The sequence below is a fragment of the Actinoplanes sp. NPDC048988 genome (genome assembly GCF_043197815.1).
Taxonomy (GTDB): Bacteria; Actinomycetota; Actinomycetes; order Mycobacteriales; family Micromonosporaceae; genus Actinoplanes.
In genome coordinates, this window is the sequence record NZ_JBICTW010000006.1 from 41,720 (window position 1) to 59,249 (window position 17,530).

15 protein-coding genes are annotated in these 17,530 nt (G+C 72.2%); 10 read left to right on the forward strand and 5 right to left on the reverse strand.

Translation table 11 applies throughout. The annotated features are described in order from the left end of the window. Positions 1–46: 46 nt before the first annotated feature. Complete coding sequence (locus ACGFJ7_RS20895; protein WP_360260893.1) at positions 47–286, forward strand: hypothetical protein; 240 nt, start codon at positions 47–49, stop codon at positions 284–286. A 24-nt stretch (positions 287–310) separates the two neighbouring features. Here ACGFJ7_RS20895 and ACGFJ7_RS20900 read toward each other — a convergent pair whose 3' ends face one another. Then, the gene (locus tag ACGFJ7_RS20900; RefSeq protein ID WP_392643232.1) at positions 311–535 is read right to left on the reverse strand and encodes a hypothetical protein; all 225 of its coding nucleotides are present in this window, start codon (positions 533–535) and stop codon (positions 311–313) included. A gap of 210 nt (positions 536–745) precedes the next feature. Here ACGFJ7_RS20900 and ACGFJ7_RS20905 point away from each other — a divergent pair, with 210 nt between their 5' ends. The 4 genes from ACGFJ7_RS20905 (at position 746) to ACGFJ7_RS20920 (ending at position 4,069) form a co-directional block, all read left to right on the forward strand. Then, the gene (locus ACGFJ7_RS20905; protein WP_392643233.1) at positions 746–1,519 is read left to right on the forward strand and encodes a GAF domain-containing protein; all 774 of its coding nucleotides are present in this window, start codon (positions 746–748) and stop codon (positions 1,517–1,519) included. Further along, positions 1,516–2,031, forward strand: a complete 516-nt coding sequence (locus ACGFJ7_RS20910; protein WP_392643235.1) for a hypothetical protein — start codon at positions 1,516–1,518, stop codon at positions 2,029–2,031. Before ACGFJ7_RS20905 ends, ACGFJ7_RS20910 begins: the two co-directional genes overlap by 4 nt. A gap of 147 nt (positions 2,032–2,178) precedes the next feature. Beyond that, positions 2,179–2,997 (forward strand): ATP-binding protein, encoded by an 819-nt coding sequence (locus ACGFJ7_RS20915; protein WP_392643237.1) that lies wholly within the window; start codon positions 2,179–2,181, stop codon positions 2,995–2,997. A gap of 250 nt (positions 2,998–3,247) precedes the next feature. Further along, positions 3,248–4,069 carry an ATP-binding protein gene (locus ACGFJ7_RS20920; RefSeq protein WP_392643239.1) on the forward strand — a complete coding sequence of 274 codons (822 nt, stop codon included), beginning with the start codon at positions 3,248–3,250 and terminating at the stop codon, positions 4,067–4,069. A gap of 5 nt (positions 4,070–4,074) precedes the next feature. Here ACGFJ7_RS20920 and ACGFJ7_RS20925 read toward each other — a convergent pair whose 3' ends face one another. Next, positions 4,075–5,097, reverse strand: a complete 1,023-nt coding sequence (locus ACGFJ7_RS20925) for a fatty acid desaturase family protein (RefSeq protein ID WP_392643240.1) — start codon at positions 5,095–5,097, stop codon at positions 4,075–4,077. 96 nt (positions 5,098–5,193) lie between these two features. Between ACGFJ7_RS20925 and ACGFJ7_RS20930 the strand changes: the two genes are divergently transcribed. Beyond that, a complete protein-coding gene (locus ACGFJ7_RS20930) occupies positions 5,194–6,459 on the forward strand; it encodes a sensor domain-containing protein (RefSeq protein ID WP_360260770.1) in 1,266 nt (421 codons plus the stop codon). Further along, positions 6,432–7,067: a response regulator transcription factor gene (locus ACGFJ7_RS20935; protein WP_360260767.1), complete on the forward strand. Its 636-nt coding sequence runs from the start codon at positions 6,432–6,434 to the stop codon at positions 7,065–7,067. The genes ACGFJ7_RS20930 and ACGFJ7_RS20935 overlap by 28 nt, the downstream gene beginning before the upstream one ends. Before the next feature lie 331 nt (positions 7,068–7,398). On the opposite strand, the gene ACGFJ7_RS20940 is transcribed toward ACGFJ7_RS20935, so the two are convergent. After that, positions 7,399–7,686, reverse strand: coding sequence for an alpha/beta hydrolase fold domain-containing protein (locus ACGFJ7_RS20940; RefSeq protein WP_392643243.1), 288 nt, complete (start codon positions 7,684–7,686; stop codon positions 7,399–7,401). Between the two features lie 17 nt (positions 7,687–7,703). After that, the gene (locus tag ACGFJ7_RS20945) at positions 7,704–8,411 is read right to left on the reverse strand and encodes an alpha/beta hydrolase (RefSeq protein WP_360260761.1); all 708 of its coding nucleotides are present in this window, start codon (positions 8,409–8,411) and stop codon (positions 7,704–7,706) included. A 248-nt stretch (positions 8,412–8,659) separates the two neighbouring features. On the opposite strand from ACGFJ7_RS20945, the gene ACGFJ7_RS20950 reads away from it, so the two are divergent. The 3 genes from ACGFJ7_RS20950 to ACGFJ7_RS20960 all read left to right on the forward strand — a co-directional run bounded on the left by ACGFJ7_RS20950 (position 8,660) and on the right by ACGFJ7_RS20960 (position 16,817). After that, the gene (locus tag ACGFJ7_RS20950; RefSeq protein ID WP_392643245.1) at positions 8,660–11,413 is read left to right on the forward strand and encodes a BTAD domain-containing putative transcriptional regulator; all 2,754 of its coding nucleotides are present in this window, start codon (positions 8,660–8,662) and stop codon (positions 11,411–11,413) included. Positions 11,414–11,495: 82 nt separating this feature from the next. Beyond that, a complete protein-coding gene (locus tag ACGFJ7_RS20955; protein ID WP_392643247.1) occupies positions 11,496–14,147 on the forward strand; it encodes an AAA family ATPase in 2,652 nt (883 codons plus the stop codon). Positions 14,148–14,156: 9 nt separating this feature from the next. Beyond that, the gene (locus tag ACGFJ7_RS20960) at positions 14,157–16,817 is read left to right on the forward strand and encodes a LuxR C-terminal-related transcriptional regulator (RefSeq protein ID WP_392643249.1); all 2,661 of its coding nucleotides are present in this window, start codon (positions 14,157–14,159) and stop codon (positions 16,815–16,817) included. On the opposite strand, the gene ACGFJ7_RS20965 is transcribed toward ACGFJ7_RS20960, so the two are convergent. After that, positions 16,798–17,499 carry an alpha/beta hydrolase gene (locus tag ACGFJ7_RS20965; RefSeq protein WP_360260749.1) on the reverse strand — a complete coding sequence of 234 codons (702 nt, stop codon included), beginning with the start codon at positions 17,497–17,499 and terminating at the stop codon, positions 16,798–16,800. The genes ACGFJ7_RS20960 and ACGFJ7_RS20965 overlap by 20 nt on opposite strands. Between the last annotated feature and the right edge of the window lie 31 nt (positions 17,500–17,530).

A 17,530-nucleotide genomic window follows, 5' to 3' on the forward strand; every position in this document is an offset into this window, starting at 1 on the left:
CTGTGGACGGCAATGGTCGCGGGCCGGCGCGTACGGTGACGTGGTGATGGTCCAACGGCACTGGTGGAACGGCAGCAAGACGGCGCGCTTTCGTCGTGATGTCTACATTCGCAGCGACGGGCGCCAGTGGGACGTGATGGTGCAGATCGGCGGGCTGGCGGGACGTCACCGCGTGCAGGAGTGCCCGAGCGGCAGCTCGGCCATGATCGTCGCCGGTGCGTGGCGTGGGTCGGAGCCCGGCTGGCAGGAGCTCACGCCGGCCTCCGGCGTCGCGCGTTCCCGCTGAATACGAGGGGCCGGCGAGCTCTGCTCAGACGACGGCGCCGCGCGGCGCGACCTCGATCGCGGCGACGCCTCGTCCATAGAGCACGACGAGCCGCTCGCCGTGTCTCGTCCGCAATGCCCCGGCGTCCTGGGCCAGGGTCGCGATGATGTGATCCAGCAGCGCGTCCTGATCGGAGATCGCGGGATCGTCGTAGGTGAGGTCCATGCGATCGCCGCCGACGAGCCGTACGCGCAGCACTGTGGTTGCCATGTGGTGACGCTACCCGGGTCCGACCGGCGGCGGCGGGTTCGCCGGTCGGGCATCGTGGCATCCGCACGCACCGTTTCGCCGGTGTAGCCTTACGGCCGATGGACTCGTTCGGGTGACTTGGTCGTTCTCGACCAGCACGCCGACTATTGCCTCCGAGCCGGGACGGGTGCCGTGCACTCCCGCTTGATCGGAGGCTCTGATGAGCCTGCCATGCGTTTGCCCCCGGCCGAGACCGAAATCCCCGTGGCGGTGGCTGTCGTGACCGGCCGTTTCGCCCATGGTCTGCCGCCGGAGAGCCCGGGGGAGCTGGCGTCGGTTCTGCGGGCGGCCGGTGGCGTTGCCACGGTCTGCGCGCATTGCCGCGCCTCGCTCGAAGCGATCTCCGGGGTGGGCCTGACCTTGTTCACCGGCTCGGCACGACGGTTCGTGCTGAGCGCCGACGGGCCGCTGATCGACCTGGTCGAGGACCTCCAGATCAGCCTCGACCAGGGACCCTGTCTCGATTCGGTGCGTTCCCGCACGCCGGTGCTGGTCGAGGACCTGGCCGGCGCCGAGGCGACCGTACGGTGGCCGGCCTTCTCGGCGCAGGCGCGGCAGGGTGGCGTCGCGGCGATGTTCGCCTTCCCGGTGTTCGTGGGCGGGACGCCGGTGGCGGTGCTGGACATGTGCCGGGCCAGTGCCGGCCCTCTGGCCCGTGACGACCAGGACCGCGCCACCACCTACGCCGCCGCGGTGGCGGTGCTGCTCGTCGAGGACGCCGGACCGGACGCCGGTGGCCGGGACCACGCCGGGGCGGCGGTGCCGGCCGCCTCGGCCCGCGTCCAGCGGGCCACCGGCATGGTGATGGGTCAGACCGGGGCCGGCGCGGCCGCCGCGCTGCACCGGTTGCGGGCGCACGCGTTCGCCCAGGACCGGCCGCTGCTCAGCGTCGCCGACGACGTCCTGGACGGCCGGCTGCGCTTCGAATCCACCTCGAGCGAATGACCGGCCCGGCCGGGCTCGGCGAACGGTCGATGCCCGCGCAACGGGTCGGGGAGGTCTTCGTCGTGCTGGCGGACACGCTCGCCGAGGACTTCGAGGTGACCGGCGTCAGCGGCCGGCTGGCCGGCCACTGCCTGGAGCTGACCGACGCCGACGGAGCCGGGGTCATCGGCGCCGGCGCCGACGGCGACCTCGAACTGATCGCCTCCACCGACGTGACATCCCGTCCCGGACGCCGCCGTGCCGCCCCGGCCTCATTTCGACCGGTCCGCGCGGACCGCCGGCTACCAGGGGCGCACGCCGTCCCGATGCGTCACGGCGCCCAGGTGATCGGGGTGCTCAACCTGTTCCGCCGCGACCACGGGCCGCTGTCGCCGCGCGGCAGACAGATGGCCCGGGCGATGGCCGACGGCACTGCCACCGTTCGTGGGACCGGCCGTAGGCCGCCGGGCGGCGCAGCCGCGCTTCGTGCCGAAAGCCGACCTGGTGGCGATCGTCCATCACCGGCCGGTTGAGGTAGGTTGGGACGAAGCGAGGCATTCCTTCTCGCCGGCTGCTCCAGTCCTCGGCAGTGCACCCATGCTGACAGCGTGTCGGGAGCAGCCGTGCCTGAAGACAACCATCCGGTTCCGCCGGATTCCGTGAAAGTCGATCGTGGCCGGTTGGCTTCGGTCATCACGGGAGACGGCGCCCGCGCCGCTCCGTTGACGAAGCCCTATCTGCTCACCACCCTGACCGATCGTCGTGGGGTAGCGGTGGCCGTCACCGGCGATGCCACCACCGCGGTGGTCGAGATGGCCGTGCACGGCGAATGGTCTACGCGCTTCGGCGACCAGATCGCCACCTGCCTGCGGCTCTGTCTGGCCGGCCCATCAGTCACCGCCATCATCGACCTGCATGATCTCGAGGATCCGCTGGGATTGAGCATGCCGTTCTGGATGGCGGCGTGGCGCCGGGCCCGATTCGACACCTCGCCGGTCGACCTCGTGCTCTGCGTGCCCGGCGCGAGCGCGCTGGGCCGGCGGCTGCGTGCCGCCGAGGGACCGCAACTGTTCGCCGGCCCGGCGCAGGCCCGTCCGGCCGTCGCCGCGCAGGTGTCGCAAGCCGACCGGCTCCAGGCCCGGCTGGCGTCGCGACCGCATTGCATACGCGCCGCCCGGGACCTGGCGCGGCAGGCCTGCAACGCGTGGAACCTGCACCATCTGGTGCAGGACACCGCGCTGACAATGTCCGAGTTGGCCACCAACGCGGTCGAGCACGCTCGCACGGACTTCGTCGTCACGGTGTCCCGCCAGGCCCGCCGGTTACACGTGGCGGTTCAGGACGGCGCCCCGCAGTTCCCGCGTCTGCGCCGGCCGGATCCGCCCGGGCCGGCAGCGTCGCCGGGCGGCCGTGGCTTGGTGATGGTGGACCGGATCGCCGCCGCCTGGGGAGCCATGCCGACCCGGGGTGGCAAGGTCGTGTGGGCCACGCTGGAGTGAGCGCGGTCGCCGGCGCGGATCTGTCGGAAACACAGGCGGCCTCTACACTTTCGGGGAGGGTCGGACGCCGGACATCTGCGCTAGCGTTGGTGTGCCGGGAGGTCTTTCCCGGCCGGCTGCCCCAGTCCCCGGTGGCGCACCAAGTGCGACTGTGAAGCCAGGGAGTAGCTGTGGTGATCCTCGACCCTTCTCCGAGAACGTCGTTCCCGAAACGGCCGGGTGGCCCCGCCGTCCGAGTCGCTGCCGCACGGTGACAGTCACGCAGGGCGGAGAACAGAAGCCGCCGATCGAGCCGCCCTATCTGCTCACCCCGGCCGCCGAAGGCCGCCGCCCAGGCGTGGCCGTGGCCTGTGACGCCGGCATGACGATGGTCGAGATGGCGGTGTACGGCCGATGGACGCCCGATCTGGCCGACCAGGTCGCCGCCGCGCTGCGCATGTGCCTGGCGGGTCCGGTGACCACCATCATCGTCGGACTGCACGATCTGACCGATCCCGACGGTGCGAGCCTGTCGTTCTGGCTGTCCTGGTGGCGGGCGGCCCGGTTCGAGCCCGTGCCGGTGCCGGTGCTGTTCAGCATCGCCGAAGCCACCGCGCTGGGCCGGCGTCTGCGGTTCCGGCAAGGACCGCAACCCCGCGTCCACGCCACCGTGCCCGAGGCCCGCGCCGCCGCCGCGCGGAGGGCCCGGGCCGACAGCCGGCAGATCTGGCTGGCGCCCCGGCCCTCCTCGGTCAAGGACGCACGCTCGCTGGTCACGCGGGCCTGCCACGACTGGAACCGGTCCAAGTTGCTGCCGGACATGTCGCTGATCGCCTCCGAGCTGGCCGCCAACGCGGTGGAACACGCCCGCACCGACTTCGTCGTCACCACGTGGTGCCACGACGCGCGACTTTATGTGGTGGTCCACGACTGCGTCAGCGAGTTCCCGGTTGCGAACGACCTGACGGTCGCCGGCCGGTCGGCCCCGCTCGCCGAACGGGGACGGGGCCTGCAATTGGTGCACGCGACGGCTGCCGCCTGGGGCGCGGTGCCGGCACCGGACGGCAAGGTGGTGTGGGCCGCCGTGACGTGACTGTGTCAGCGGGCGGCTCGCAGTGGTGCTCCGACCTCGTGCAGGTGGCGCAGGGCCTGCCGATACGACTCGATCAGGCCGGTCTGCTCGTAGGGCACCCCGATCTCGGCGCAGTACCGCTGGACGATCGGCTGCACTTTGCGCAGGTTGGCGCTGGGCATGGCCGGGAACAGGTGGTGTTCGATCTGGTAGTTGAGGCCGCCCAGGGCGACGTCGACGAACCAGCCGCCGCGCACGTTTCGGGACGTCAGCACCTGCTTGCGCAAGTAGTCCTCGTCGCCGATGGGATGCGGCATCCCCTTGTGGTTGGGCGCGAAGGTCATGCCCAGATAGACACCGAACAAAGCCTGGTGCACCAGCAGGAACGCCAGCGCCTGCAGCGGCGACAGGACGAGGACCAACGCCGTGAAGTAGGCGGCGGCGTGGACCAGGAGCAGCCCGACCTCCAAGCCCGGCCGCTTGACCGCGCCGGCCCGTAGAGCCTTGATGCTGGAGATCTTCAGGTCGAGGCCGAGCAGTGTCAGCAGCGGGAAGAACAGGCCGGCCTGATGGCGGGTGACGAAGGCGGCCAGTCCGCGGCGGCCCACGGCTGATTTCGTGGCCCAGATGAGGACCTCGGGCGCCACGTCCGGGTCGAGGTCGTCGTGGTTCGGGTTGTTGTGGTGACGGGTGTGTTTGTCCATCCACCAGCCGTAGCTCATGCCGACGCCGAGGTTGCCGGCGATGCGGCCGGCGATCGCGCTGGGGCCCTTGGTGCGGAACACCTGCCGGTGGGCCAGATCGTGGGCGACCAGCGCCAGCTGGGCGAAGGCCACGGCCAGCACCGCCGCGACGGCGAGGGTCCACCAGGAGGAGCCGACGAGGAAGAAGGCGGTCCATCCGCCGGCGGCCAGCATGCCGACGAGCGTGAGCCGCAAGGCGTAGTAGGCGGGCCGGCGCCGCATCAGGCCGAGCGCGTTGACCCGGCGGTTGAGCTCCGCGAAGTCGCTGCCGGTCGTCGAGGGGCGCCGGAGCGTGGTTGCCGTCATTGTCCCAGTGTGGTGGCGGCGGCTCGGAAGATCAGGAGTGGCAGACCCCAGCGCCGTGGGGGTGCTGGCACCCCTGCGGCGCGCGATGATGGTGTCATGGACTTCGCGGACCGTCTGCTGAGTGGCCTTCGCGCGACCGGGCACGGCGTCTTCGCGATCGGTCTCGGGTTGCTCAACGTGCCCGTGTTCGCCCTGTGGGTGTGCGGCCTGGTGCTCAGCCCGGTGCCGGTGCTCGGAACCGACCTGCTCCACGTGACCACCGTGGTCGTGCGGTGGCGGGCCGGCCTGGAACGGCGCCTCGGCGCGCTCGCGGGTGTGCCGATCACCCGCCCGTACCGGCCGCCACCGGACCGGGCCGAGCTCGGTACCCGCCGATGGCTGCGGTGGATCATCACCGACCCGGCCACCTGGCGTGACATGGCCTGGTTGCTCCCGGGGGCGGTGGTCGGGGTGACGCTCGGCGTCATCACGGTGCTGGTACCGGCGTACGGCCTGGCCGGGGTTGTCCTGCTGCCCTTGTGGCTGTTCCTGAGCGGGGTGTGGTTCGGCTACGGCCTGTTCTGGCCGACCGCGAACCTTGGTGAAGCTTGGCTCGCGCTCCCGCAGGGCCTGGTCCTCGCCGCCGCCGGGCTGGCTGTGGCCCCGCTGCTGCGCCGGACCGACCTCCTGTTCGCCCGGCTCTTGCTCGGGCCGACCTCGGCCGCCGAGTTGCGCCTGCGGGTCACGCACCTGACCACGACCAGGGCCGGCGCCATCGATGCGCAGGCCGCCGAGCTGCGCCGCATCGAGCGGGATCTGCACGACGGCGCCCAGGCGCGGATGGTCTCGGTGGGCATGACGATCGGGCTCGCCGAACGCCTGGTCCGGCGAGACCCGGCCGCGGCGCTCGAGCTCCTGGCCGAGGCGCGCGCGTCCAGTACGGCCGCGCTGGTCGATCTGCGTCATCTCGTCCGGGGCATCCACCCGCCGGTGCTCGCCGAGCGCGGGCTGGAGGGGGCCGTGCAGGCCCTCGCGCTGCATCTGCCGATACCGGTCGAGGTGACCTCGCACCTGCCGGGCCGGCTGGAGACGCCGATCGAGTCGGCGGTCTACTTCGCGGTGGCCGAGGCGCTGGCCAATCTCAGCCGGCACAGCCGGGCCGGCTCGGCCTGGGTGTGCCTTCGGCACGCCGAGGACCGGCTGGTCGTCGAGGTCGGCGACGACGGGATCGGCGGAGCCGACGCCACCCGCGGCACCGGCCTGGACGGCATCGAACGCCGGCTGGAAGCGTTCGACGGCACGATGATGATCTCGTCGCCGCCGGCCGGCCCGACCGTCATGACCTTGGAGGTGCCGTGCGCGTTGTCATCGCCGAAGATCTGACGCTGCTCCGGGACGGGCTCATCCGCCTGTTCAAGGCCTTCGAGTTCGAGGTGGTGGAGGCGGTCGACAACGGACCGGATCTGCTTCCCGCCCTGCTGCGCCATCGACCGGACGTGGCCGTCATCGACGTACGGCTTCCACCCACGCACACCGACGAAGGGCTGAAAGCGGCCATCGCCGCCCGCGCCGCCGTTCCCGGGCTCCCGGTGCTGGTGCTCTCCCAGCACGTCGAGCCGCTGTACGCCCGTGAGCTGCTCTCCGACAGCGGCCGGGGGATCGGTTACCTGCTCAAGGAGCGCGTCTCCGACGTCGAGGAGTTCATCCGGGCCGTCGAGCAGGTCGCCGCCGGGGGAACCGCCCTCGACCCGGAGGTCGTCACCCAGCTCCTGGCGCGCCGGGAACCGCTGGCCGGCCTGACCCGGCGCGAGCGCGAGGTCCTGAAGCACATCGCCGAGGGCCGGTCCAACGCGGCCATCGCGGCCCAGCTGTTCATCACCGAGAAGGTGGTCAGCAAGTACATCAACAACATCTTCAGCAAGCTGGGCATGCCACCGTCCGATGACGACAACCGGCGGGTCTTGGCGGTGCTCAGATATCTCGATGCCTGATCCGCGCCGCACTTCGGCGGTCGCCCCACCGCACCGTGACCCGAGGAGCCCTGTGGCCCGATCCCAGCCGACATCCACAACACGGAGTTCGCGGAGGCGTCCCTCAGCCCCCGGTGATCCGGATGGTCGCCGTCGGGCTGCTCAGGCCGAGCTGCCCGCGGCGACCGCCGCGCTCGATCGCGCCCGTCGCGCATGCGACCGTGCCGAGCGGGACGTCCGGCACGTGTGACAGCAGCTCGACGACGCACTCGGGACCGTCATGGTGTCGGCAAGGTGGCCAGCGCGAAGGGCCTGACCCGCCTCTCCGCGGCTCAGGCCCTTCCCATGCAGCCTATGCCGCGAGCACCGGGCCGTAGCGGACGGCGGTGACGGTTACCCCGGCGGCGCGTAGCTTGGCCGCGTATGCCTCGCCCTCGTCGCGCAGGACGTCGCATTCGCCGGTGATGATCAGGGCCGGGGCAGGCTGGTGAGGTCGTCGCTGGTGGCCCGCTGCACCGAGTCGACGACCTTGCGGCCCTGTTCGGGGCCGAGCTCGGCCAGGAAGGGCGGGGTGTCGGTCGCCTGGGCGAAGGCCAGAGCGGCCGGGTTCGAGCGCGTAGTTCTTCGGATTCGCGGTCATGACGAGCTCCTGGAAGGTCAGGCGGTGGCGCGGGCGGCGGTCTCGATGAGGTCGGCGACCTGCGCCGGGTTGTGGTGCATGACCAGGTGCGGGGCGTCGATCTCGACGACCTCGCGCAGGCCGGCCCGCTTGTAGCCGAAGCGCTCGACGTCGGGGTTGATGGTGTGGTCGGCGGACGAGACGATGCCCCACGCCGGCTTGGTCTTCCAGGCGGCGACCGAGGCCGGCTCGGAGAACGCCGCCGCGGACAGCGGGCGCTGGGAGACCGCGAGGACCTCGGCGACCTTCGGGTCGACGCCGGCGGCGAACACCCGCGGGAACGCGTCGATCTTCACCGAGACGTCGGTGCCGGGCTGTCCGCCGGCGACCGGGTACGGGGTGTAGACGAGGTTCGCGGTGAGCTCGGAGTCGGGGAACCCGCCCTGCAGCTGGCCGAGGCTCTCGCCCTCCTCGAGGGCGTAACCGGAGACGTAGACCAGCGCGGCGACGTTGGCGGCGACACCGGCAACGGTGATGACCGCACCACCGTAGGAGTGGCCGGCCAACACGACCGGGCCGTCGATTGCCTCGACGAACGCCTTCACCGAGGCGGCGTCCTCGGCCAGGCTGCGGTTGTAGACCGGCGGGACGAACACCTGATGCCCGCGGTCGAGCAGTTCGCGGGTGACCGGCGCCCACGAGGCCGAGTCAGCGAAAGCGCCGTGGACCAGAACGATGGAAGACATGGTGTTTCCTTTCGAGGAGTTGACGTGTCCATCGTCAGTGGGGCGTGAGACGCTGCCGTCGGTCGACTTACTTACGAACCGCCGGGTGGGCTGTGACGCCGATCGCGTACCTCTCGGCGAAAGGTGACGAACCGGCATCTCGCGCCATGGTGTGATGCATGTCCGCCAGTCGTACGTGCTGCCTGGCGGTTCCGGCGAGGCAAGGTTGGGCCATGACGGTGCGGCGATGAGATCACTCGGGGATCGTCGTGGCTGATCCGGCCGTGCGCGTCGTGGTCTTCGGCGGCCTGCGGGTCTGGCGCGACGGCGACGAGGTCGACCTCGGTTCGGTGCGTCGGCGCATGGTGCTGGCGACATTGCTGGCCGCCCGCGGCTCGGCGGTCGGGCTGGCCGAGCTGATCGACACGGTCTGGGGCGAGGAGCCGTCGCCCAGCGCGCCGAACCAGCTGCACCGGCTGATCGGGCAGATCCGGCGCCTCTTCGAGCCGGAGCTGCCCATCCGGGCGGCGGGCCGGTGGGTTCTGCCGGTGGGCGACGGCTACCGCCTGATCATGGACAGCCGTGCCTGCGACCTGATGACCTTTTTCGAGCTGACCGCCTCCGGCGGCGATGACCAGCGCCGGTTCGAGCGGCTGTTGCGGCTCGCGGTCGACCCGCCGTTCGCGGGCCTGCCGGAGGACCTGCTCGAGCGTCCTGCCTTCGTGGCGGTGCGCGCGGCCCGGGCCCAGATGGCGGTGGATGCGGCCGACCTGGCGATCGGCAACCCGCGGGCCCGGGATTATCTCCCCCTGTTGGAGCAGTACGCCGCGGGGAACCCGCTGCACGAGCCGCTGCAGGCGCGTTTGATCCGCCTGCTCACGGTGGTCGGCCGCCGGGCCGAGGCTCTCGTGCTGTTCGAGCAGGTGCGCCGGCGGCTCGCCGAGGAGCTGGGCGTCGACCCGGGCCCGGAGCTGCGGGCCGCGCACTTGGCGGCGCTGGCCGATCCGGCGAGCGCCGACCCGCACCGTCCGGCCCAGCTCCCGCCACGCCTGCCCGGTTTCACCGCACGCGAGGACCTGAGCCGGGCTCTCGACGACGGGGACAGCCCGATCGTGGCGCTGATCGGCATGGGCGGCACGGGCAAGACCTCCCTGGCCATCGACTGGGCACACCGGCTGGCGCCGGACTACCCGGATGGGCAGCTCTACCTCAACCTGCGCGGTTTCGACCCGGCCGGACGGCCGACACCGCCACTGGAAGCGCTGACCACGCTGCTGGAATCGGTCGGTGTCGACCCGGCCTCGGTCGGCGACAGCCTCGACGCCCGTTCGGCGCGGTTCCGTTCGGCCGTGGCCGACCGGAAAATGATCGTGCTGCTCGACAACGCGCGTGACTCCGAGCAGGTCCGCCCCCTGCTGCCCGGCTCGGCCGGCTGCCGGGTCATCGTGACCAGTCGCAACCAGTTGACCGGCCTGGTGGCGCGCGAGGCGGCCCGGCCGGTTCCGGTCGGCCGGCTCGGCGCCGCGGCATCGCGTCAGCTGCTCAACCGGCGGCTGGGCCCGTCCCGTCTCGCGGACGAGCCCGCGGCCACGGACGAGATCATCCGCCTGTGTGCCGGTCTGCCGCTCGCGCTGTCGGTAGCGGCGGCCCGCCTGGCCGTCAACGCCGCGGCGAAGCTGGCCGATGTGGCAGCGGAGCTGGACCGCCGCCGCCTCGACGCGCTGGCCACCGGCGAGCCGGCCGACGATCTGCGGTCCGCGCTGTCCTGGTCCTACGCCACGCTGACAGCTCCGGCGGCCCGCATGTTCCGGCATCTCGCCGTGCACAGCGGCGCCGACTTCGCCGCTGACTCGGCCGCCAGCGTCGCCGGGCTGGACGAGGCCGGCACCCGCCGTACGCTCGCCGAGCTCACGGTCACCAACATGCTGACCGAGCTGGGCGCAGGCCGGTACACCGTCCATGATCTGCTGCACGCGTACGCCGGCGAGCTGCTCACCGGCGACGAGCGCATGCGGGCCGAGCGGCGCCTGGTCGACCACTACACGCACAGCGCGCACAACGCCTACCTGACCACCCGCCGGCCACCGGCCGCCACGCTCGGCCCACCGCCGGCCGGGGTCGTTCCGGCGACGTTCACCTCCTTCGCCGAGGCCGCCGAATGGTACGTGCGGGAACGGGCCGCGCTGGCCGGCGCCATCGACCTCGCCCACGCACGAGGCTGGTGGCGCGAAGCGGCCCTGATGATCGTCGACCTGCGGCCGATCCGAGGGCAGATCCTCGAGCCGCTGTCGGCCTCGCGCGACCAGACACTGCGGGTGCTGGACGCCGCCGGCGCCGGGGCCGAGCCGGGCCTGCACGCCACGCTGCTCCGGGAGGCGTCCATCGCCGTCCGGGGGACGGATCCGGGGCGGGCATACCGCTTCCTCGAAGAAGCCCTGTCCATCGCCGAGCGTGCCGGCGATCTGGCGGGGCAGGCCCAGCTGCACCGCAGCCTCAGCGAGATCCCGTCGCTGCACGACGACGGGTCGCGACTGCGTCACGCGTACCGCGCGGTCGAACTGGGCCGAAGCTGCGGGGAGCCCATCGTGCTGATGTTCGCGCTGGTAGCCCTGGCACAGCGCCTCGACGAGGCGGGCGACATCGTGGCGGCCGAGGCCCCGTCCCGGGAAGCCTTCCAGCTCAGCCTGACCGTGGGCACCCGCGAGGATCAGGGCATGCTCGCCGCGCGGCTGGCCGACCTGACCTCGCAGCTCGGCGACTACGGCGCCGCTGTCGAGATGGCCGAGGTCGCCCTGCAGCACACGCTCCCGCAGGACACGCTCATACATCTGCCCCTGCTCGCCCTACTCGCCGAGGCTCGTCTGCGATGCGGTGATCCCGTCGGCGCCCGGAGTGCCGTCGCCGCGTATCAGCAGCTCGTCGGAACGTCGGCCGACGCGTACGTCGAGTACGTCGGGCAGGCGGAGTTCGACCGCTACCAGGAGAAGGCGGACGCGGTGCTGGCCGAGCTCGAGGGCCGCTGACCGTCGCGTACACGTCGCATGCACTGATCGCGCACTGGCTCGTGGTTTCGTTCAACCCTCAACCATTGGGGGAGGGAATCGAATGGGCCACCCGATCATCGGGCGCGAGCGGGAATCGGCTGATGTCCGTGCGCTTGTCGACGCCGCGGCACACCGGCCGACGGTGTCGGTGCTGTGTGGCGAGGCGGGCATCGGTAAGACGGCGCTGCTCGAGACCGCCGCCGGCCATGCCCGTGACCGTGGTTACCGGATCCTTCGAGCCGGCCCGGCCCGCAGCGGTCCCTTCGCGCTGGTGGACGGCTTGCTGGAGCAGGGCGGCATCGAGCTCACCTCGCTGCCGCCGCCGCTGGGCCGGGCCTTGTCGAGCGCCGGAGCGGCCGACGAGTCTCTGATCGTGACGGCGCTGGTGTTCGCGCTGGAGTCGCTGACCCGCGACGGTCCCCTTCTGGTGGTGGTCGACGACGCGGACCGGGCGGACGCCGAGTCGCTTCGGGTTCTCACCGCTTCGGTGCGCAGCGCCGCGGCGGCGCGAGTCGTTCTGCTGGCCGGTGCGCGCGATGTCACGCTGGCCGCCCGGCTCGGTCTGGGCGTCGCCCGCTACGACATCGGGCGGCTGTCCGATGACGCCGCGGCGCGGCTGCTGGCGGGCATGCGGGCGCCGCGGGACACCCGCCGGCGCCACGACGTTCTGCGGCGAGCCGCCGGCAACCCCCTCGCGATAGCCGTGCTCGGCGATCACCGCGCACGTCTGCCCGTGGAGTTCACGCAGCAAGTGCAGGAGCTGCCGGAGGCGACGCGATGGTTGCTGCTGCACGCAGCCGTCGCTGATGACGCCGAGCCGATCACCACCATGACCCGAGCGGCCACCGGAAGTGACGATCTGACCGCCTGGGCCCCGGCCGAACGGATCGGGCTGATCACCGTACGCAACAGCCTGGTGCGCTTCCGCCATCCTTTGCTGCGCGCGGCCTGCGCGACCGGCGACGTCGACCGGGCGCACCGCAACCTGGCGGACGCCGCCACCGATCCGTACCGCCGGGTCGAGCACCTCGTGCAATGCACGCCCGGACGCGACGAACGGGTGGCCGCCCACCTGGAGGAGGTCGCCGGCACCGCCGTGGCGCGCACCGACTACCTCGCCGCCACCCGGATGCTGCAGGCCGCCGCCGAACGCAGCGGCAGCGACGAGACCGCGGCACGCCGTTACGCCCGGGCCGTCTTCACCGCACACCGCAGCGGTTACCCGGAGTGGACGCTCGAACTGCACGAGAAGGCCACGGCCATGACCTGCGATCCCGACATCGGCGGCGTGGCGGCCTGCGGCGCCGGTTTCGCTCTGATCCACCTGGCGCAGCCGGTGCGCGCTTTCGAGGTGACCGCGCGGGCCGCCCAGCGCCGGCCGGCCGACGGCCAGATCGGGTTGACGGCTGTCGTCATCGCCGCCGCCGCGGCGCTGCTCACGGGCGCCGCCGGTCACCGTGAGCGCCTGCCCGAGCTCCTGGCGACGGTCGACCACGGCGGCCGAGGGCCCATCGGCGAGAGCATGATTTCCGATTCTCAGACGGACGTCGCCCGCGCCTCGGTCCTGGCCGTCAGCGACCCGGCCGCCACCGATCCGGCGGTCATTCACCAGCCGCCCGGGGCCGGGCCGGGCGAGCTCATTCAGATGATCATTGCGGGCACCGTCGCCTTCCTGGCCGACGACTCGGCCCGGGCGGCTACCGAACTCGGTGCCGCCTGGGACATGAGCTCACGCCTCGGTGCGCCGGGATCGGGTCTGGCCCCTTTTCCCTCCACCATTCTGGCGATGATCGACAGCGGGCAGTGGTCGACGGCGGACCGTCTGCTGAGCCACGTCGAGCGCGCCGGCCTGGTGTCGCGCATTCCGCTTCTGCAAAGCGTCGTGCCCGCGTTCCGAGCCATCCTGAGAGCTTTACGCCAGGACGGTCCAGCACCGCACGCCGACGGCCGGGCGCCTGTGTGCGGCACGGGTATGACCGACAGCATCCAGCAGCGAGCGGCCGGCCTGGCCGCCCTGGCCGTGAGCGACCACGAAACCGCCTACCTGCACTTCCGCAGCATGTTCGACGACAACGGAGACCCGCGCCACTACTTCCTCGGTCCCCGCTCGCTGCCGCAGCTCGCGCTCACCGCCGCCCGGACCGGCCGGATCGGCGCCGGCTGCCGCGTTCTGCAACGCTGCCGGGAAGCCGCCGGCCCAGCACCGACGTCGCGCATGGTCATGCTGCTGGCGCACGCCGCCGGTCTGCTCGACGAGACGGACGCGGCCGAAGCCCGGTTCCGGCAGGCCATCGAGGACCCCGAGCGAGCCTTGGTGTGGCCCCTGGAGTATGCGGAGGCGCAGCTCAACCTGGGTCTGTGGCTGCGCAGCCGACGCCGCGTCCGCGAGGCCCGGCCTCATCTACGGGCGGCCCGGGACGTGTTCCTGCGCCTCGGCGCGCGGGCCCACGCCGAACAGGCACACCACAGCGTGCCGGCGGGTCTGCGAGCGGCCGGCGAGCTCGACCCGGAGACCACCGCCTTCGCAGGCTTGACCGCGCAACGTCAGATGATCGCCCGCCTGGCCGCGGGCGGATTGAGCAATCCGCAGATCGCCGAGCGGCTGTTCCTGTCGCCGCGCACGGTGGGGTCACACCTCTACCGCATCTACGCGCAGCTGGGTGTCGGGAGCCGCCACCAGCTGCGCGCCCTGATCGGCGCCACCTTCTCGTGAGGCAGCACCATGGATGACACCACGCTCATCGGCCGGGCGGCCGAGATCGACCACCTGTCCCGCTGGCTGGAGTCAGCCCCGGGCGAGCCTCGGGTGATGGTCGTGACCGGCGGCCGGGGGACCGGGAAGTCGGCGTTACTGGCCGCCGCTGTCCGTTTCGCCCACCGCGCGAACCGGCACCACGTCGTCGAGGTGATCGGCGACGCCGGAGCGCTGCTGTCCGTCGCCCGCCGGCTCCTGCTGCAGCTGCACCGCCACCTCGACGGGCTACCGCCGTCGATCGGCGAACCCGCGCTGGCCGTACTCGGGCTCGGATCGCCGGCCGCGGCACCGGGTCCCGACGAGGTTCTTTCGGTCGTAAGAGCGACAGTGGCCTCGGTCGCCGCGACCACGCCCCTTCTCCTGGTCGCAGACGACGCCCACCGCCTCGACGACCGGCTCCTCGCCCTCCTCACCCGGGTGGCCTCCACGGCACCTGTCGCGGTCTTGGCCGCTACCCGGCTTCCGTCGAGCGCCGTACTCTCCGCCTACCCGACCTTGCCGCTGCCCGCGCTGAACGACGCCGACGCTGCCGAGCTCCTCGACCGCAGGCACCGGGCCGTGTCGGCACGATCCCGGGCCGCCATCCTGCATCGGTCCCGGGGGAACCCCGCCGCGCTCGTCGAGCTCGCTGACCCCACCGGTCCGCTGCTGCACGAATACGGCGCCGCCATCGAGCGTCTGCCCGCCGCCACCCGCACCCTGCTGCATTACGCGGCCGCGACCGCACAGCCGGCCGATCCGGCGCTGCTGGCCGCGGCCGCCGATGTCATCGACACCGATGTCTGGGCGGCCGCCGAGCGCGCGGACCTGGTGATCCGCACCTCCGACGGCATCGCTTTCACCCATCCACTGGCGGCCGAGGCCGCATACCGGGACGCTCCGATTCACGTACGGCGCCGAGCGCACGCTGACCTGGCGGCGGCCCTGACCGCCCATCCGGAACGCCAGGCCGTGCACCTCGCCGTCGCCGGCCCCGGATCCGGTGAAGCCGTGGCGGCGCGGCTGGAGGCGGCCGCGAAGGTCTTCCGCGGCCGCGGAGAGCTGTTCGAGGCGACGGCGGCCATGCAGGACGCGGCCGAACGCTCCCCGGCTCCGCGGGACGCCGTCCGCCGACTCGCGCAAGCCGTCGCCGACGCCCGCGACCTGCGGGACACCGCCTGGGTGACTGAGCTGCACGCCCGGGTGCGAACCTCGACCGACGATCCGGACGTCCTGGCGCGGACCGCCCGCCCCGCCGCCACGGCCATGCTCGAGGCCGGCCGAAACCACGAGGCGTACGGGATCGTCGTCGCCGCCCTGCGTGCCGGCGCCACCGCCAGCCCGCTGGCCGTGACCCAGCTGACCATGATCGCCGTCGCCATCGCCTGGCTCAGCTGCGACGACGACCATCGGGCGCAACTGGCCACCGTGCTGCCCACTGTGGAAGCGCTACCACACAGCGCGGTCGCCGTTCTCGTCCGCGAAATCCTCGAGCCCGCCACGCATCCCGGCCGGCAGCTGTGCGACACCCTCAGCGCGCCGCCGCCCGCGGTCGTGCCGGACCCGGCAGACCGTCACCAGGCAGCCGTGTCCGGCATGATCGCCTGGTTCGAGGACCGCTGCCGGCTCGCCGCCGGCCTGTTGCACGCCGCGCTCGGCAACGATCTGACCGGCCGCGGCCTCACCTCCGGTCTCGGCACGCTGCCCGCGCTGGTCAACGCCCTGACCGACACCGGCGACTGGGACCAGGCCGCTCGGTACGCCGGCCCAGGGTCACCCGGTGGCACGCCCGCGATGGAGATGAGCCTGGCCTCCCTGCGCGCCCAGCTGCACGCCCTACGGGGCGAGAACGACCTCGCCGTGAGCCTCGCCCGGCAGACGTGGAAGCACCTCGATGTGACCGGCAACCGGGCCGCCCATGTCCGGCTGCTGCGCGCCTGCGCCCTCGCCGCCCTGGACAACGGCGATCACGAGGAGGGCTACCGCTACCTGCGCTCGATGTTCGACCTCGGCGGACGGCCGCTGCACCCGCACCTGTCGGCCCGGTCCGTCGCGGAGCTCGTGCTCGCCGCCGTGCGCTGCGACCGGCTCGCCGAGGCCCGTACGATCGTCGACCAGGTCCGCCTCGGCGCCGGCGCCGAGCCGAGCGCCCGGATGAGCGTCCTGCTGCATCTCAGTGAGGCTCTGCTGAGCGACGACGTATCAGCCGAGGCGCATTTCCGGCAGGCAACCGAGGATCCGGCCGGGCCCGAGTGGCTCTACGAGCACGCCTTCGCCCATCTGCACTACGGCATCTGGCTGCGCCGGCACCGCAGCACGCGCGACGCCCGCTGTACGCTCACTTACGCCGCTGACATCTTCGACCGTATCGGTGCGCTGGGTCTCGCCGGTGTGGCCCGCCGTGAGGTCTCCGTCGGCGCTCCGCTCGCCGGCGGCCGCCGGGGCATGACCCTGACGACTCAGGAATGGCAGGTGGCCGAGCTGGCCGCGCAGGGACTGGCCAACAAGGCCATCGCTGATCAGCTCCTCATCTCGGCGCGAACCGTCGCCACCCATCTGTCCCGCGTCTACCAGAAGACCGGCATCAGCGGCCGGTACCAGCTGGAAACGGTGATCGCGATGCGGTCCGCTACCGCCCGACCGCGATGATCGCCTCCCGGATCACATCGGCCGCCCGCTCGGGATGCGAGAGCATCACCAGGTGCGACGAGTCGACCTCGACCGTCCTGGCGCCGGCCCGCTTGTAACCGAACCGCTCCACGTCCGGGTTGATGGCGCGGTCCGAACTGGAGACCAGGCCCCAGGCCGGCTTGGTCTTCCAGGCGGCCACCGGCGCCTTCTCCTCGAACGCCGCGCCGGCCAGCGGTCGCTGCGACACCGCCAGCACCCGGCCCGTCTCGGGGTCGATGTCGTGGGCGAGGACGGCCGGGAACCGCTCGATGTCCACCGACACATCGGTGCCGCCCGGGAACGGGGTGTAGACCAGCGCCCGGGCGAGGTCCGAGTCCGGGAACCGGCCCTGCATCTCGCCGAGGCTTTCACCCTCCTGCAGCGCATAGCCGGACAGGTATACCAGGGCCTTGACGTTGTCCGCGGCGCCCGCCACGGTGATCACCGCGCCGCCGTACGAGTGCCCGACCAGGACGACCGGCCCGTCGATCGACGCCAGCACGGACGCGATGTAGTCGGCGTCGCCGAGCAGCGACCGGTTCGGCACCGCCGGGGCGAGAACCTTGATGTCGTCGGCCTGCAGTTCGCGGATCAGCTTGCCGAAGCTCGACGCGTCGGCGAACGCGCCGTGGACCAGAACGACGGTGGGCGGGGTCGACATGGGGAGACCTTTCCGGCGGGCGCAGCGGACG

What these genes read in the sequence shown, in the direction of transcription:
- ACGFJ7_RS20965 (WP_360260749.1), bottom strand. Translation starts at nt 17,499, where the DNA reads ATGTCGACCCCGCCCACCGTCGTTCTGGTCCACGGCGCGTTCGCCGAC.
- ACGFJ7_RS20910 (WP_392643235.1), top strand. Translation starts at nt 1,516, where the DNA reads ATGACCGGCCCGGCCGGGCTCGGCGAACGGTCGATGCCCGCGCAACGG.
- ACGFJ7_RS20925 (WP_392643240.1), bottom strand. Translation starts at nt 5,097, where the DNA reads ATGACGGCAACCACGCTCCGGCGCCCCTCGACGACCGGCAGCGACTTC.
- ACGFJ7_RS20960 (WP_392643249.1), top strand. Translation starts at nt 14,157, where the DNA reads ATGGATGACACCACGCTCATCGGCCGGGCGGCCGAGATCGACCACCTG.
- ACGFJ7_RS20905 (WP_392643233.1), top strand. Translation starts at nt 746, where the DNA reads ATGCGTTTGCCCCCGGCCGAGACCGAAATCCCCGTGGCGGTGGCTGTC.
- ACGFJ7_RS20895 (WP_360260893.1), top strand. Translation starts at nt 47, where the DNA reads ATGGTCCAACGGCACTGGTGGAACGGCAGCAAGACGGCGCGCTTTCGT.
- ACGFJ7_RS20955 (WP_392643247.1), top strand. Translation starts at nt 11,496, where the DNA reads ATGGGCCACCCGATCATCGGGCGCGAGCGGGAATCGGCTGATGTCCGT.
- ACGFJ7_RS20940 (WP_392643243.1), bottom strand. Translation starts at nt 7,686, where the DNA reads ATGACCGCGAATCCGAAGAACTACGCGCTCGAACCCGGCCGCTCTGGC.
- ACGFJ7_RS20945 (WP_360260761.1), bottom strand. Translation starts at nt 8,411, where the DNA reads ATGTCTTCCATCGTTCTGGTCCACGGCGCTTTCGCTGACTCGGCCTCG.
- ACGFJ7_RS20930 (WP_360260770.1), top strand. Translation starts at nt 5,194, where the DNA reads ATGGACTTCGCGGACCGTCTGCTGAGTGGCCTTCGCGCGACCGGGCAC.
- ACGFJ7_RS20900 (WP_392643232.1), bottom strand. Translation starts at nt 535, where the DNA reads ATGGCAACCACAGTGCTGCGCGTACGGCTCGTCGGCGGCGATCGCATG.